Origin of the sequence: Bradyrhizobium sp. 170 (assembly GCF_023101085.1) — a bacterium.
In the GTDB taxonomy this organism is placed as follows: Bacteria; Pseudomonadota; Alphaproteobacteria; order Rhizobiales; family Xanthobacteraceae; genus Bradyrhizobium.
Genome location: NZ_CP064703.1, coordinates 330,771 through 345,880, shown reverse-complemented (window position 1 = coordinate 345,880; position 15,110 = coordinate 330,771). Strand labels below are relative to the sequence as shown.

Sequence of the window (15,110 nt, the reverse complement as noted above, 5' to 3'; positions counted from 1 at the left end):
CCGTCGACATTGAGGCGTTTGGAAGAGCGCGGAATTGGCCCGACACGGACTTCTGCTGGTCCGATCTCATGTCGGCCATTCGGGGTAAAGCGAACTCATTGTGCTCAGTACGAACTATTCTGAGTGTGATCCCACTCGGATATTGCGCCCTAGCCGCCAGAGGGCTACTGGTACGCGCACCGCCGGGATCGTTTAGCGAACTGTTGAGCCCAACGTCGCTCGCTGGTCCACCGGGAATTTCAGTTTATAGCAGCCGTACCGCATTTGTGGTACCGGCGTTAGTAAAGCCCGCTGCTGAGCCCGTCCCGAACGGACCACTGACAGCACCGCTCGCCGAATCTCCCCCGCTAGAGCCGCCACCGCCCCGACGAACCCAAACTGCTATCGTGTCGAAGTCTTCCTTAGCTTTTCTGTCCGCTCCCCTGGCGCTCCCCCATACAAACTCAAATGGTAATTTGGACCTCAATTCAACAACTATCTGCGCTCGCCCTGACCTTGAGAGGGCCAAGATCTTGCCCACAGTTTGTGGGTCCTGTGTACCACCGGCGTGTTGACCGCGGCGGCGGAGAGTATGCGTCGCTCAAACCGCTACAAATACTGACAGTTGATCTAGCTCGGAGCGCATCCCGTTAGCGCTCGCCTCGGCATATTCATGATCTCGCGATACGACTTTTCGTGCGCCCCGAAATCGTGACCACTTGATCGCGCAGATGTCCGATTTGCTCGTATTCTTCCGGCGAAGGCCGCCTTGCCTGATATGCTGTGGCGGTGAAGACATAGGCGAATGACTGAGCATACGCCTAATCCGAAGACCTCGCGGCTTGACGTTATCTCGACGGGCACCCGGCGCCATTGGACGTTGGAAGAAAAGCACCGGATCGTGGCGGAGAGCTATAGCGGCCCCGGCTTCTGTCGGTGACGGCGCGGCGAAACGGGCTGTCCGCGAGCCAATTGTTCAGGTGGCGCCGTCTGGCTGGGATAGGCCCGGTTGTCCAGGCGGATGAGAAATAGCCCTGTCCGCCGCGCGGGCGTCTTCGCTTGCGGGTCTGAGCCAGTGCAGCGGCAGGATGACGGGGTCCGTTTTTGCGGCAGTCTCCATTGCGCCAGATCGACAACTGTTGACGGCGTTCCAGATTGAGTTCGCGGCCGAGGCTCGCATGCGGATCACAGGCGCGGTGACGCGGCGACGCTGACCGTACTTGTGGCGGCGCCGCAGAGGCAATGTTGGGCACCAATTCAATGCCCGCTTGCAACCATCGGTCTTCGCGTAGTTGACATACCATTGTCGTGGTTCAACGACGAGCTGCTGGATCGGATCGATCTGTCCCGTTGTGTGCCGTCGGGTCCGCCTCCAATGCTTGCTTCCCCATTGCTGACCACAGCACTCGCGCCCGTTCGCCTTGATCGCTTTGGAGCTTGTCGGCGATCCAGAGCAGCGCGCCGAGCATGGTGGCACGATCGTCGCCGGTCAGGTTGACGAGTCCGGCTTTCACGACGAGGCCGCCGAGTTCAATGAGGTGCCGCGTTCGCTTGCGGCGCTCGACTTGCCATGCGCGCATATCATGCCGCGCCCTTGCTGCCTGTTGACGGTTGCGCGCCGCCCGGTTGCGCCCGAGTGCCGCCTGTGTGGCGCTCAGCTGCCGGTGCAGCTCGCCGCGCCCGGCTCTGAAAGAACGCGGCTCCGCGCCTGGCCCATGCCTCCCTCTTTCCAGCATCTTTGGTCTCAGTCAGCACGATCAGCGCGCCTGCCAGTTCATCGGCGCTGAGGCTATCTGCCCCGGTAGCGATGACCAGCTCGCCGAGCTGCTGCACCTTGCGGCTCCTGAGGTCTCGCGCCTTGTCCTGAAGCGCTTTCAGTTCCCCGTCGAAATCCCGCGGCTTGCGCATCACGTTCTCCAGCAATGTTGATCAGGGGATGATAGTTGAGCCCTGGGCATAATGCTGTAAGGTCGCCGGGACGGTTTGAGACGGTGTAATCCCGCCCGAGAATTTTTCGAGGGAGGGCGCGCTTATACGTCGTTCCGACGTTCGCTTTGCCGTGTAGATGATCCGGTCGCGATGGCGATCTATCATCTTCACGTCAAGGTCATTGGCCGCAAGTCCGGCTCAAGCGCGGTGGCATCGGCCGCCTACCGCTCAGGCTCGCGTCTGCGCGACGAGCGCCTTGATCGTGCCCAAGACTTTTCCGCCAAGCGCGGCGTCGTCCATTCCGAGGTGATGCTGCCGGAGAACGCGCCGGAGGCCTGGAGCGACCGCGAGCGGCTCTGGAACGATGTCGAAGCGTTCGAAGTCCGCAAGGACGCGCAGCTTGCCCGCGAGCTCGAATTCGCCATCCCGCGCGAGATGACCCAGGCTCAGGGGATCGAACTGGCCCGCGACTTTGCGCAGGCTGAGTTCGTGGATCGGGGCATGATCGCCGATCTCAATGTGCATTGGGACATGGCTGAGGACGGCATGCCCAAACCTCATGCCCATGTCATGCTGACCATGCGCGCGGTAGACGAGAACGGTTTTGGCCCGAAGGTGCGGGCCTGGAACCGCACGGAGATGGTCGGGCGCTGGCGTGAGCGCTGGGCCGAGATTGCCAATAAGCGGCTGGCCGAACTCGACATCGACGCACGCATCGACCATCGGAGCCTCAGGGCGCAGGGCATCGCACTGGAGCCGCAAAGCCAGGTCGGCGCGCCCGCCAAACGTATTGAGAATCGGTTCATCGAGAGCGAAGGGATCGAGGCCCACCGCGCCGAGATGCACCGCGAGATCGCCCGCGGCAATGGCGCGCGGATCATCGCCGATCCGTCCCTTGGACTGGACGCGATCACGCATCAGCAATCGACGTTCACGCAGCGCGACATGGCGAAGTTTGCGCATCGGCACAGCGACGGGATCGACCAGTTCAATGAGGTCATGGGCGCGATGCGGGCAGCGCCCAATCTGGTCGAACTCGGCAAGGACGCTCGCGGCGAGAAGCGCTTCACCACCCGCGAGATGATCGAGGCGGAACAGCGCCTGCACCGGGCCGCCGCACTGATGGCCGAGCGTGAGCGCCATGCGGTGCGTGACGCCGACCGCGAAGTCGCTTTGTCGCGTGCCGAAGCGCGCGGCCTTGTCCTTTCGGGCGAGCAAGCCGACGCGCTGGCGGATGTCACAGAGGGGCGCGATCTCTCGCTTGTCGTCGGCCATGCCGGGACGGGAAAGAGCGCGATGCTGGGCGTGGCAAGAGCGGCATGGGAAGCGGCGGGTTATGAGGTACGGGGCGTGGCACTGTCCGGCATCGCGGCGGAAAACCTCGAAAGCGGAACGGGCATCTCGTCGCGCACCATCGCCAGCATGGAGCATGGCTGGGAACAAGGCCGCGACCTGCTCACATCGCGCGATGTCCTGGTCATCGACGAGGCGGGTATGGTCGGTACGCGCCAGTTGGAGCGGGTGCTGTCCCATGCGGCAGAGGTCGGCGCGAAAGTGGTGCTGGTCGGAGATCCCGCGCAGTTGCAAGCCATCGAAGCCGGCGCGGCGTTCCGGTCGATCCATGGGCGCTATGGCGGCGCAGAAATCGGTGACGTCCGCCGCCAGCGGGAAGACTGGCAGCGGGACGCCACGCGCGATCTGGCGACCGGCAGGACCGACGATGCGCTGGAAGCCTATCGCTCCCACGGCATGGTGCATGAGGCCCGAACCCGCGAGCAAGCGCGCGGAGATCTGATCGACCGCTGGGACCGTGACCGGCAGGCAGCGCCGGAGCGCAGCCGAATCATCCTCACCCACACCAACGACGAAGTGCGGGCGCTGAACGAGGCGGCGCGGGAGCGGATGCGGGCTGCAGGCGACCTCGGCGAGGACGTGCGGCTCACAGTCGAGCGCGGCGAGCGCCACTTTGCCAGCGGGGACCGAGTCATGTTCCTGCAAAATGAGCGTGGCCTCGGCGTGAAGAACGGCACCCTGGGAACCATCGAACAGGTCAATGCGCAATCCATGACCGTGCAGACCGACGATGGCCGATCCGTTCGGTTCGACTTGAAGGATTATAATCGGATCGACCATGGCTATGCCGCGACCATCCACAAGGCCCAGGGCATGACGGTGGACCGCGCCCATATTCTGGCGACGCCAGGCATGGACGCCCATGGCAGCTATGTCGCCCTGTCGCGGCACCGCAACAACGTGGATCTTCATTATGGCCGCGACGATTTTGCCAGTCAGGACCGGCTTGTCCGCACTCTGTCGCGTGATCGGGCCAAGGACATGGCGTTGGATTACGAACCGGCACGAAGCTATGCCGAACGGCGTGGGATAACCTTCCGCGAGCGCGTGGCCGAGATCGTGCGCAAGGTCGTGCCCGAGAGGGTGCGTAACATGTTCGATAGCCTGCGCCCGTCTGCTGAAGCTGTGCCTGGCACAGAGAGCGCCCGGAGGCCCCAACGGGAAGCGCTGGAAAGGAAGGCGGGGGAAGACCCGGAAGCGGCGCTGCGTAAGGCCCGCACGAAGGCGCTCATCCGTCATGCCCGAGCCGTGAATGCGATCTTCGACATGCAGGAACGGGGCGACAAGGCGAGCCCTGAACAGGTGAAGGAATTGCAGGAGGCCCGCAAGGTCTTCGAGGAGGTGCGGCCCTATGGCTCGTACGATGCCGAAACTGCCTACAAGAAGAACCCAGAACTCGCCCAAGATGCCGCTTCGGGCAATTCCGCCCGCGCCGTCCGCGCGCTTCAGCTCGAAACCGAACTGCGCACCGATCCGAGCCGCCGCGCCGACCGTTTCGTGGAACGCTGGCAGAAGCTCGACCACACCAGCCAGCGCCAGTATCAGGGCGGCGACATCGCCGGCTACAAGGCGACGCGCTCGGCAATGGGTGACATGGCGAAAAGCCTCGAACGCGATCCGCAACTGGAATCCATCCTCGCCAACCGCAAGCAGGAACTCGGCATCGCGTTTGAATCAGGCCGCCGGCTCGGCCAGGAATTGGCCTTCACTCACGGCATCGACATCGGCAGAGGCCGGGGCATCGGAATTTGATCCATCTGCCGCCGTCTCTACGCCACGCTATGACGAGTCCAACAACTTTCTTGCCTACTGCAACTGCTTGTCCTGTCTGGTCTCCGAAGCTGTCAGAGACAGCCAGCAGGAGGCAGCGCGGTTATGCGCGAACCAGACCGTATCATCCGCTTGAGAACCGTGCTTTCCCGGACCGGGCTGTCCCGGTCCACCATCTACCGCAAGATCGCCGAGGGCACATTCCCGCCGCAGATCAAGATCAGCGTCAACGGGAGCGGCTGGCATGAGTCCGAGATCGACCGATGGATCGCCGATCCCGTCGCATGGCGCCCGAAACGCGCGTTAGATGAAGTCCAATAAGAGCGGCGGCAGCGCTCCCTTTGCTGGTGGCGAGCCATGGGACCAGACCGGCGTCAGCCCCTCAAGGCCGAGCCGCTGCGCGGCGGCGCTGACGCGCCGGCCTTGACCGCCTGACGCCGCCCCGGTTTGAGCTTTCCAAGCAGACAAAGGCCGATTGGTAGCGGTCGCACTTCCAATCCGGAACAGAACGGCCAGACTAAACCCCAGACTAAACGCAAATTTTAGGCCGTTCTGAAAATCGATGACATGTGAAAAAGATAGATGGCGCGCCCGAAGAGATTCGAACTCCTGACCCCCAGATTCTCTGAGCGGGCCGATAGAGTTTACATGTTTCGATACTGAGAGAACGTTTCAGATTTGAGTACCTCCGGCTTGGCCGAAGGTCGCTGAGTTATCAATTTTTTCCGAAGATTGCTGTCTACACCACCGCACGCACGTTGGAGTGGCTTAAATACAACTGCCTGCGAATTATAAACTGCTGTGCCTAACCTCTAATTGCTACTCACATCTGGTACATCTAAGCTCCAAGGATATTCAAGTTTATAGTCGGAGGTGCGTTTATGCGTTGGTTTCTGACGCTCACCATCCTGTTTTTAGCGGCTCCCGGGCACGCTACATCGCGGACGGCCCCTCCCGACAGGATGATCTTGTGTCCAACCCAGAAGATCTCGAGGTGCGACGTTACGGTTGATCCGCTTGGGCAGCCGGCACGGCCCGTAATGTGTCAATACAGTCACTGCAGAGTCGGACGCCCCAAAATCGTCGATGGCCGGAAGGTATGCTCCTTCTCTTGTCCGAATTACATAGTACCATGATCAGATCGATTGCTCGAGCGTTTATCGGATTGACCGTCCTTCTCATGATCGGTGGATGCGGTACTTACGTCCCTTCGCTGCAAGAGCCGGGAGAGGGCACTGCACGCTTTTCGGAGTTTTCACCCGGTGGCTCTCTTGCCTTCAAGATAAAGGCGAAGGTGTACTGCGATATTGTTGATGCGGTGGTAGCAACTCGAAGCGAAGGTTTACTTCCGACAGGGTGGGCCGTTCAAACAACTCTAGATTTGCAGGTCGACGAATCGAGCTCATTCAATCCTGGCGCAACTTTTATTGAGCCGCTTCGGGCCTCCGAAACCTTTTCAGTGGGACTCGGAGGTGTGCTTTCCTCCCAAGGCACGCGCGGAGAGAAGTTCGGCACTTATTGGAGTCTCGACAGGCTTCAGTCCCGGACCGGGAATCCTTGTAGAATGGATGGAGAGCAAGTTACGGGCAGTTCGTTTCTTCTGAGTGAGCTCGGGATAACAGAGTGGCTAAGAGATTCGCTCAAATCCCGTTTCTACTTGCCCTCGTCTACGGGCGAGAAGAGTGATCCGTTCTTCAAACAAGACTTCCTATCTTACCACATAAGATTTCTTGTCGTAACGAGCGGTGGGGTAACCCCTACTTGGAAGTTGGTCCGCGTAACGACCGGGGGCGCTCCGCTCGTAGGAGCGGGCAGAACTCGGACACATGACCTGCTTCTTACATTTGGCCCCACCTTCAAGGCGGGAGAACCAAACTTGGCTATTAACTCCCATGCGGCGCAGGATTTCGGAATAGCTGTTTCCAACAACTCGCGCATCCTTCAACGCACATTTTCACCTATACCATGATGCCATGAACAGCCTCGCGAACTCGACCGTCAGTCTTTCTCAGAATCCCGATGCGTCACGAGATCCGACCATTGGAACCAGATGCTTTGTAACCAGATCATCAACAGCGGCTGGTTTCGAGAGAGCATGCCGGCGGATGAACGGCAAGATCAGCGGACCGCGATTCTGGCAAGCGTGAAGCCAGGGGACGCTGTAGAAGGCGTGGTCGCTACCCAGCTCTATGCCTCTCATGCAGCAGCTATGGAATGCTCTCGACGCGCGATGCTTCCCGGTCAGCCGGTGGAAGCCAAGCAGATCAATCTGACGCTCGCCGCGAAGCTGACTAAGGCCAACGCCACTCAGGTGGAAGCGCTGAAGAAGTATCCAAGCAAGGGTCAGCAGAAGGTCATTGTTGAGCATGTGCACGTCTATCAGGGCGGCCAAGCGATTGTCGGTCAAGTGACCCCTGGGGGGTCTGGGAAAAATATGGAAGCACAACCCCATGCTGTTGGATATGCAAAGGGCCCCGAGATGCGGTGCGCGAACCAGAAGCGGCAAGCCCTGCCAGTCCCCGGGAATGCCTAACGGCCGGTGCCGGATGCACGGCGGGCCATCTCCTGGAGCACCGAAGGGCAACCAGAACGCTTTCAAGCATGGTCGGTATTCGGCCAGCTCGATCCAGCACCGTCGCCAGATTGCGGCGCTTATCAACGAAATGCGCGAGGTGGTCCAAGCCGGTCCCGTAAAATGAAATTGAGCCTTTAGGTTTCGGCCTTAGTCACTCAGGGTTGTTAATCTCTTGCGAACATGATTCAAGCGCCGGGGCTGGAGGCTTACAATGAAAAAACTGTTTACGATCGGCTATGAGGGCACTACGCCGGCCCACCTGTTTTCCATCCTTCGTCGCAATGGGATCGAACTCTTGATCGACGTTCGCGACCTTCCCCTCTCCCGCAAGCCGGGGTTCTCGAAGACATCCCTATGTCGGGGCCTTGAAGGCGCCGGCCTCGGATATCTTCACCTAAAGGGGCTGGGCGACCCCAAGGCCGGGCGAATAGCGGCGCGCGAACGCCGCTTCTCTGACTTCCGCCGAATATTCAACTCTCATATGTTAACTACTGCAGCGCAGCAAGCGCTGGAAGAAGCTGTTTCGGCGGCCTCAAAATCAGTTGCGTGCTTGCTCTGCTTTGAACAGGATCACACAAATTGCCATCGCTGCATCGTTGCTGAGTCGATGACGCGGGGTGGGAAATTCAGTCTTGTTCATTTGAATGCTGCACCAGTGATTTCAGGCAGCGTTTCGGGAGGGCGAATATCCTCTAATGACAGGCCACCCGCCCACATCGGGTAGCACCGAAGCCGTTGTGATCGTGAAGGCGGCCCCGCAGGTTGGCCGCCGCCACGGTGAGACGGTCTGTTGTGCCGGAATTGACCTCTACGGCAATTGGCTCAGACTGTATCCGGTGTCATTCCGAACACTGGAGCAATCAAAGAAGTTCGGGCGCTGGGATCGAATAAAGTTCAACTGGCGGCTGCCCAACGACGACAAACGAGCCGAGAGCCGTCGGGTGGATCAACAGTCCATTGAGATTGTAGGCCAGCTCAGAAAATCAGAACGAAGCCGATTCCTCACGAAGGCTGTTGTGACAAGTTTGGCGCGGGAACGGCAGGCCGGTCGAAGCTTCGCACTACTGCGGCCCGAAATTATTGCTTTCAAGGTTGAGAAGAAGGACACGAAGGAAATTGCGGCCGAAAAACAGTTGTTCGAGTCAATCCGCGCGCAGGACGACCTCTTCGCAAAGCAAGTGACCAACAACTACAATCCCTGCCCGTACAATTTCAAATACCGATATCGGACCGACGACGGGATCCGCGAGGGGACCTGCCAGGATTGGGAGATTGAGGCCACGTATCACAACTGGTCCAGGGAATACGGAGAGCAACGAGCGCTGGATGACATGTACCGCGTATTTGGTCAGGAGTACCCGGCCAAGGGTATGCTGCTGGCAATGGGCACGCACTCACTCCATCAGGATACATGGCTAATTAACGGGGTGGTGCGGCAAGACGACTTCGGCCAGGGTGTGATGTTCTAGAAGCATTGTTCGTTCGTTTGAACTGTTAGGAAGCTTGGTAGCCCATTGGTCAGAACGATGACCTCATTGCGGTCCCCATCCACCCGGCGACACCGTAGAAGATACCGTAGCTGATCCATAGCCAGAGGAAGCTCCAGATCCCCGCAAGGGTTTGCTTGAAGCCGCCCCATTCTGACCAGACGGTCGTATCCTTCAAAAATACCTTTACATCTGCCACAGAAGATTTTGTGGCTTCTTTAAACAGGGCGTCTACATCCACATACTCGCGCTCACGAATCTTCTCGAAAAGCTTTTCATAGAATAGTCGGTTGGTGAGTGTGTCAGCCCAAACACGCGCGTAAACACTTTCGTTCGAAATGGTGACGACCTGCACGATCTGGTACGACGCTACGTCAAGCAAGAACACTATCATCAAGAGGATCGTGCCGGTGCGGTCCTCTCGCTGAGAGAAGGCAACCACCGCACAAATGAAGAAGACTGACGACCGGAACAGCCCAAGAGCAAACGCCCTATAAATCGGCGTAGCGGTCATGATTCCCTCCTCAGTGCCACGCTGCGAGCTCCTCTTTTCTGCATTCTATCTACGGCTTCGGTAATGGCCGCGGACGTACGTGCCGTTGCGCCTATAGTATCCGCTAACCGCAATCGTCTTCGGCAGCCCGGTTATTGTGCTTACGTCCCCATAACAGGAGCCGTTTTCTGCGCATCCCGGTCCGCTTGGGACGTACGTTGGGACCGAAGTACCCACTGACGGCGACGCCGTTCTTGCCGCGGCTTCTTCCCGTCCCTTCCGAACTTTCTCTAGGTCGGTCGCCGCAAGTTCTTCTAGTTTGCATGTGGGCGAGCCACTCAGGCATCTGGAGAGATTTCGCTCATAGTTGCTTGCCGCAACCTTGCTTCGCTGCTCCGGCGACAGGTCCTCTAACTTACAAGACGAGTATCCCGACAGGCACGACGAAAAGTTTCTTTCGGCCCTTCGCGCGCTAACCGACAGCTTTTCGTCTGGCGAAAGACCTTCCTCACTGCAAGTGGAATAACCTTGAAGACAGGCGGCCAGAATGCGCTCACGGGCGCGGGCATCAGTTGCTACACGCTGTTCGGCTGTAAGGCTTGTAGGCTGACAATTCGAATATCCTGCCAAGCAGGCGCGCAGGTTACGTTCATTATTCGACGCAGTGACGCGAAGTTGTTGGTCTGGTGTAAGGCTTGAAGGCGAACAGTTGGAATACCCGGCCATACAGGCGCTGTAATTTCGCTCCCGATCGATCACCGAGACCTTTGCAATGTCCTCTCCCGCGAGCGCTTCTCGCCTGCAGCCGTAGAACCCGGCAAGGCATGCTCGGAGATTGCTCACGTATTCCGAGCTGTACGTGGTGGACGGAGGGTCTACGGCCTGAGCAGGCGGTCCAGGACTTGGCTGGATTGGAACCGCCGTGACCTGGCTTCGATCGGGAGGTTGCTCGGCCCTGGCGACCTGAGGAGTGATTGGTGTAGCCGCTTGCTGAACTACGGCCGTCTCCTCCCGAGCAAGGGGCGGCTTGGTCGCGCAGCCACTAAGCACTGCCGCCAATAACGACAGAGACCACAAGAATGTTCGCCAGTCGCGCATCCCCAACTTCCCCCTCCGCATTAGAGCATCGGTTGTTTATGGGAGCCAGCACAATCCTCTCCTGATCCCAGCAACCTGATCCCAGCAACCTGATCCCAGCAAGCTGATCCCAGCAAGCTGGGGCCGATCTCGGCTTATCCCGGGAAAGTACGGGTGGTAGCAGTCCAAGAAGCCATCATGCGAGACCTTGCTTAGGTGACGGCTCATGCGAATGGTCAGGAAATCGAAGAACTAGACGCGCATTCACAAGGGGCGGGCCATTAAGCTTTAGTCGAATTAACTATTGCCCTCGCCGTAAAGTTGCAGGATGCTCAACACAATTTTCTCGGGGGCAGGCATGGCGAAATTATCAGCGAAAGTGTCGGCGCGTATCACAACGCAGCTGAAAAAATATCAGAGCATTCTGGCTAGTTTGCAAAAGCGGGACGTCAGCGAAGCTGACACCGTCACCGTAATCAACGATATGCTCTCCGAGATTTGCGGCTACGACAAATATCTTCATATCACGAGCCAGTACGCGATCCGCGGTACATACGTGGATTTGGCCGTAAAAGTTGATGAAGAAATCCGGTTCCTAATCGAAGTAAAGGCCATAGGCATCGAACTCAAGGATGCCCATGTCAAGCAGGCGATCGACTATGCTGCCAACGAAGGCATTGAGTGGGTCGTTCTGACAAACGGTGCCCAATGGCGGGTCTACAAAGTTCACTTCGGCCAGCCTATCGAAAAGATTCTCGTTTGCGAGTTGGATGCGATCGGAACGAGCGCTAGGAGCCCGGACGCTCTTGAGTGCTTCGGTAATCTGAGCCGCGAGGGTTTTTCAAAGGGCTCTATGGCCGAATTTCTGCTCCAAAAGCAGGTGACTAACAAGTTCACTGTGGCAGCGGTCTTGCAAACCGATTTTATCTTGGAAGTCTTGCGACGTGAAATTCGTCGAATGAGTTCCGGAGTAAAGGTTGAAGTAGACTATCTCAGATCGCTTTTGCGCGAAGAGGTTCTGAAGCGTGATCTGGTGGATGGAGACGAAGCGAAGGCAGCACTTCAGAACATCAGACGGCTCCAACGAGCCGCAACCCGGAAGAAGGGGCCTACTGCCAAATCCGTAGACGACGCTCCGATTGTGGCGCCAGTCGAGGATGCTTCAGCCTCCCTCCCTCGGGCAGTGGTTGCCTCTTAGCGAAACGCCGACACTCCCGGCTCGCTGCAATAGGCCTTTTGCGGCTCGCAAGTTTGCGGGTTGGGGCTCCAAATGGGGTGGGGTACTTCAGAATAAAAATCTAGGCGCGGGCTTTTGGCCTGGGTCAAGCCTGTTCCCAATGTTGTAGGGCTTGGCAGGTGACGATTTGGAAGGCACGCTCCCAGCCAATTAACATGGGAGGGGCCGATGTCCTTCAAGGTCATCGACGGCGGCGGACCAGACAAGGAAGAGCAGGGGCGGCAGCAGAAAGACCGCGAGCAGCAACGCGACCAGGAAGACGAACGGCGACTTCTCCTGCGCGCTGCGAGAATGCGCCGCTAATGTCCTTCGTGTGGTTCCGGGAGCCGGAAAACCGTACGAGCTGCTTCGTCAGATGCAGGAGGTCGTCAATAAGGCGGTTAAGTACCGCGAGGCCCACGGATACTATCCTTCATCGCATCTCATCCAAGCCGAGCTGGCCTTGCTCGATGAGCATGAACAGCAACGGGAGAGGGGCGACCAGGGAGAAAGTTCAATCGACTATATGCGCTGCATATTATTCATCGTGGCGCGCTTCAGATAGCAGCGTCAGGCTTGATCGGCCAAGACACGCAGCAACGGGCCGGTGAAAGTGAATTGCATCGAGGTTTGAGGATGTGGGAACAGTGGCTGGAGGAGCGTGATCGTAAAGCTCGAGAAGCTGCGAGAGTCTCCCGAGCCGATCCCAAGCGGGGACGATCGATCGAGAAGCCAGTAGTCCCGAGGGGCAGCCTACCCGCGGTACCGGCCCTAGCTGCGGCTCCTCGCGCCGGCCAGTCGAAGCAAAACCGCAAGAAAGAGGCTTTTGGCCAAGACGAATTGAAGGAGTTGCGGAAAGCGATCAAGGCGAAGGACTCGAGGAAGATTGCCGAGCTAACCGCGAAGATCGGCCAACGACCGTCAGACGATTAGCTAAGCCCCCGCCGATCTACAAAAGATGGCGGGGGCTTTATTGTCATTTTCCAACTCCAGCCTGCAGCTTGGACTCCCGAAAAAATGGATGGGGGGATGGCGGTCGCGTCTTCCGGATCGCTCGCAACACGGCATCCTTAGCGCCGCTCGGCGGTTCAATGTTCATCCAGCATTTCGGGTTTATGTGATCCTGCTCCTGGACGTGAAGCCACTGGCAGGGAGAGTAGAACCATATAAGGCGGCGCTTGCCGATCGATGCGCTGCCGCTCCAGATGGCGGTGCCCTGCTTGGGCTTGTCGATGCTGGTGATCTTCATGAGCGGACCTCGCCCGGCATTGCATTAAGCGCCTCGGCCAGAGTTGCGAGCGCCGTCATATGCCAATAGTTCTTGTCGTCCGTCAGATCGTTATCCAGAATATACTGCAGTAGCGCCGCGGCGCCGGCTGGTGTGCTGGGCGCCGTTGACGTCGGCGGGGTTCAGGCAACTGCAACATGTGGTAATCTCCAACGGCGCGCGGCCGTCACGCTCCGCACAAGATGGCGGATCGAATGATGATGGTTGCGATGAAGGGGGAAAGCGCGGCGAACGCCGCGATTTCCGGAGTAAACCCATTAGGGCGGCCCGGGCTTTGATTGGCTGGTCGCAAGATGATCTCGCTGAGAAGTCGGGTGTTTCGACGCCAACGATCAAGAGACTTGAGTCCGCCGACGGCGATCTGGGTGGCCGAGCAGAGACGGGTACCGCTCTTGTAAGTGCCTTGGAAAAGGCTGGCATCGAGTTCATCGCCGAGAACGGGGGCGGTGCCGGCGTCAGAATGAAGAAGCGGAAGCGCTGATTTTTTTATTCAGAGGTACCCCACCCTATTTGGGGCCCCACCGCTTCAACTTTCGAGTGACAAAAGGCGATTTCCGCCTGCTGCGCTGCGGACGCCCTTCGGTTGATCGACACGGCGTTCAATAAATGCTCCGTCGATTGCGCACCCCATAAAAGGGGAATTAGATTTATGGCTCGAAATGCAGAGTTGTGCCTGATTTCACGGGACAAATAATTCCCCGGAAATTCCGAGAAAATTGAATTTCGGACTAGGCGGATGGCTTTGAACCCGCCACCGGTTGCCTGCCACAGAGGGCACGAAATGCGAGATCGGGCCAAGCCCCCATATGCCGCCCATAACGAAGCCCATCATTGCACGTTCGCGCCCGCCGGTTCACGCTGGCGGGCCCCTCTCCTCTGACTAGCTATGGTCTCTTGAGAGGCTCGAAGAGTTTAATGGATTGACTTGGAACCCAGTCCCTTGAGCCTTGTGCCGGAGACTGCAAACACTCATCAATCAGGTGACGGTGCCAGACAAGCCCAATGCTGGCGTTGTTCTCGTCGTCGAAGAGACGACCGGAATAGATGCCCATAAATTCCGATGTCAGGATATTTTCGGTACGGATCGTCAAATTAGCTAGGGGGGCGGTTCCGAAGATTCGGGCAAACACGGGAGAGCCAGACATCCCTTTTGAAGTTCGACTGTCAATCAAGAACGCCGGCTCATGTTCCATGGAACAATGATTTCACTGGCGATGCTTCCACGCTTCCAGATCGGAAATGGCACGGGATACGCATTAGTGCTCTCGGGTAGGGCGTGGCCAAGCACAACGCTACCTGCAAAGTGCAGGTACCTGTCGTAGTTCATATCGTTTACGCAGAACACCCGGCTCTGATCTGGAAGATTGTCGAGTTCCAGAGCGACAAGATCAACGTTCCATTCGAACGCCATCGGATGCTGAATCCAAAATGGGCTGTGAAAGTCCTCGTAGAGCGGGACGTGCACCGTCGGCACTAGACCGGTGCGCATCGAGGGGTCCGATGGAATTGACGGATTGTTGGCGATCTGGCGCTCGAAGTAACTCAGCTCAATTCGCTCGGGCACCCAGCCGTTGCCGATTGGCTTGCCGTCCATCATGTTGATGCCGGTTACAACGTGCCAATTCGTAATCAGAAACACTTTGCTGTCCAGACGCCAGAAAAAGCCTGTCGCCTGGCGTGGTTCGTTGCCAACCCCCTTCAGCTTGAGAAAGCACGCGGATAGCGACAGCGTGTCAAAGCGGGTCGCATAGTCTGGGAGGCTCAATTGCATCATTCTCTCGTCAGCAATCTCACGAACGTTCCGCTCACATGCAGGTCGAGCCAACCTTTCTCGACCGCATATTTGATGCCGGAGGCCATGCCACAAAAGCGTTCGAAATTCATCAGCTGGTTCTTCCCCCTGACAAGACGCCGAGCGCGCTTGAACTAGGCTCGGTCGCGCC

General features: G+C 58.3%; 14 protein-coding genes. 9 read left to right on the top strand and 5 right to left on the bottom strand.

Annotation, left to right across the window (positions count from 1 at the left end; genetic code table 11):
- Nucleotides 1–1,292: 1,292 nt before the first annotated feature.
- The gene (locus IVB05_RS01640) at nucleotides 1,293–1,559 is read right to left on the bottom strand and encodes a conjugal transfer protein TraD (protein ID WP_247782716.1); all 267 of its coding nucleotides are present in this window, start codon (nucleotides 1,557–1,559) and stop codon (nucleotides 1,293–1,295) included.
- A 1-nt stretch (nucleotide 1,560) separates the two neighbouring features.
- On the bottom strand, nucleotides 1,561–1,887 hold the full coding sequence (locus IVB05_RS01635) for a conjugal transfer protein TraD (protein ID WP_247782715.1): 327 nt from the start codon (nucleotides 1,885–1,887) through the stop codon (nucleotides 1,561–1,563).
- Nucleotides 1,888–2,058: 171 nt separating this feature from the next.
- Between IVB05_RS01635 and traA the strand changes: the two genes are divergently transcribed.
- The 6 genes from traA to IVB05_RS01610 all read left to right on the top strand — a co-directional run bounded on the left by traA (nucleotide 2,059) and on the right by IVB05_RS01610 (nucleotide 9,075).
- Entirely contained in the window at nucleotides 2,059–5,013 is a 2,955-nt protein-coding gene (traA, locus tag IVB05_RS01630; RefSeq protein WP_247782714.1) for a Ti-type conjugative transfer relaxase TraA, read from the top strand.
- 123 nt (nucleotides 5,014–5,136) lie between these two features.
- Nucleotides 5,137–5,352, top strand: coding sequence for an AlpA family transcriptional regulator (locus IVB05_RS01625; RefSeq protein WP_212421110.1), 216 nt, complete (start codon nucleotides 5,137–5,139; stop codon nucleotides 5,350–5,352).
- Nucleotides 5,353–7,126: 1,774 nt separating this feature from the next.
- Nucleotides 7,127–7,564, top strand: a complete 438-nt coding sequence (locus IVB05_RS01620) for a hypothetical protein (RefSeq protein ID WP_247782713.1) — start codon at nucleotides 7,127–7,129, stop codon at nucleotides 7,562–7,564.
- Nucleotides 7,482–7,730, top strand: coding sequence for an HGGxSTG domain-containing protein (locus IVB05_RS43640; protein WP_346771822.1), 249 nt, complete (start codon nucleotides 7,482–7,484; stop codon nucleotides 7,728–7,730). The genes IVB05_RS01620 and IVB05_RS43640 overlap by 83 nt, the downstream gene beginning before the upstream one ends.
- 87 nt (nucleotides 7,731–7,817) lie before the next feature.
- Nucleotides 7,818–8,330, top strand: a complete 513-nt coding sequence (locus IVB05_RS01615; RefSeq protein ID WP_247782712.1) for a DUF488 domain-containing protein — start codon at nucleotides 7,818–7,820, stop codon at nucleotides 8,328–8,330.
- Between the two features lie 13 nt (nucleotides 8,331–8,343).
- Complete coding sequence (locus IVB05_RS01610; protein ID WP_247782711.1) at nucleotides 8,344–9,075, top strand: hypothetical protein; 732 nt, start codon at nucleotides 8,344–8,346, stop codon at nucleotides 9,073–9,075.
- Between the two features lie 49 nt (nucleotides 9,076–9,124).
- Here IVB05_RS01610 and IVB05_RS01605 read toward each other — a convergent pair whose 3' ends face one another.
- Complete coding sequence (locus IVB05_RS01605) at nucleotides 9,125–9,607, bottom strand: hypothetical protein (RefSeq protein WP_247782710.1); 483 nt, start codon at nucleotides 9,605–9,607, stop codon at nucleotides 9,125–9,127.
- 1,414 nt (nucleotides 9,608–11,021) lie between these two features.
- Here IVB05_RS01605 and IVB05_RS01600 point away from each other — a divergent pair.
- Nucleotides 11,022–11,861: a type I restriction enzyme HsdR N-terminal domain-containing protein gene (locus IVB05_RS01600; RefSeq protein ID WP_247782709.1), complete on the top strand. Its 840-nt coding sequence runs from the start codon at nucleotides 11,022–11,024 to the stop codon at nucleotides 11,859–11,861.
- Nucleotides 11,862–12,068: 207 nt separating this feature from the next.
- Complete coding sequence (locus tag IVB05_RS43460; RefSeq protein ID WP_256473130.1) at nucleotides 12,069–12,203, top strand: hypothetical protein; 135 nt, start codon at nucleotides 12,069–12,071, stop codon at nucleotides 12,201–12,203.
- A gap of 652 nt (nucleotides 12,204–12,855) precedes the next feature.
- On the opposite strand, the gene IVB05_RS01595 is transcribed toward IVB05_RS43460, so the two are convergent.
- Complete coding sequence (locus IVB05_RS01595; protein ID WP_247782708.1) at nucleotides 12,856–13,128, bottom strand: hypothetical protein; 273 nt, start codon at nucleotides 13,126–13,128, stop codon at nucleotides 12,856–12,858.
- Nucleotides 13,129–13,258: 130 nt separating this feature from the next.
- Here IVB05_RS01595 and IVB05_RS43690 point away from each other — a divergent pair, with 130 nt between their 5' ends.
- A complete protein-coding gene (locus IVB05_RS43690; RefSeq protein ID WP_346771821.1) occupies nucleotides 13,259–13,648 on the top strand; it encodes a helix-turn-helix transcriptional regulator in 390 nt (129 codons plus the stop codon).
- Between the two features lie 687 nt (nucleotides 13,649–14,335).
- On the opposite strand, the gene IVB05_RS01585 is transcribed toward IVB05_RS43690, so the two are convergent.
- Nucleotides 14,336–14,938 carry a hypothetical protein gene (locus tag IVB05_RS01585; protein ID WP_247782707.1) on the bottom strand — a complete coding sequence of 201 codons (603 nt, stop codon included), beginning with the start codon at nucleotides 14,936–14,938 and terminating at the stop codon, nucleotides 14,336–14,338.
- Between the last annotated feature and the right edge of the window lie 172 nt (nucleotides 14,939–15,110).

What these genes read in the sequence shown, in the direction of transcription:
- IVB05_RS01615 (WP_247782712.1), top strand. Translation starts at nt 7,818, where the DNA reads ATGAAAAAACTGTTTACGATCGGCTATGAGGGCACTACGCCGGCCCAC.
- IVB05_RS01585 (WP_247782707.1), bottom strand. Translation starts at nt 14,938, where the DNA reads ATGCAATTGAGCCTCCCAGACTATGCGACCCGCTTTGACACGCTGTCG.
- IVB05_RS01640 (WP_247782716.1), bottom strand. Translation starts at nt 1,559, where the DNA reads ATGCGCGCATGGCAAGTCGAGCGCCGCAAGCGAACGCGGCACCTCATT.
- IVB05_RS43460 (WP_256473130.1), top strand. Translation starts at nt 12,069, where the DNA reads ATGTCCTTCAAGGTCATCGACGGCGGCGGACCAGACAAGGAAGAGCAG.
- IVB05_RS43640 (WP_346771822.1), top strand. Translation starts at nt 7,482, where the DNA reads ATGCTGTTGGATATGCAAAGGGCCCCGAGATGCGGTGCGCGAACCAGA.
- IVB05_RS01595 (WP_247782708.1), bottom strand. Translation starts at nt 13,128, where the DNA reads ATGAAGATCACCAGCATCGACAAGCCCAAGCAGGGCACCGCCATCTGG.
- traA (WP_247782714.1), top strand. Translation starts at nt 2,059, where the DNA reads ATGGCGATCTATCATCTTCACGTCAAGGTCATTGGCCGCAAGTCCGGC.
- IVB05_RS01605 (WP_247782710.1), bottom strand. Translation starts at nt 9,607, where the DNA reads ATGACCGCTACGCCGATTTATAGGGCGTTTGCTCTTGGGCTGTTCCGG.
- IVB05_RS01620 (WP_247782713.1), top strand. Translation starts at nt 7,127, where the DNA reads ATGCCGGCGGATGAACGGCAAGATCAGCGGACCGCGATTCTGGCAAGC.
- IVB05_RS01600 (WP_247782709.1), top strand. Translation starts at nt 11,022, where the DNA reads ATGGCGAAATTATCAGCGAAAGTGTCGGCGCGTATCACAACGCAGCTG.
- IVB05_RS01625 (WP_212421110.1), top strand. Translation starts at nt 5,137, where the DNA reads ATGCGCGAACCAGACCGTATCATCCGCTTGAGAACCGTGCTTTCCCGG.
- IVB05_RS01635 (WP_247782715.1), bottom strand. Translation starts at nt 1,887, where the DNA reads ATGCGCAAGCCGCGGGATTTCGACGGGGAACTGAAAGCGCTTCAGGAC.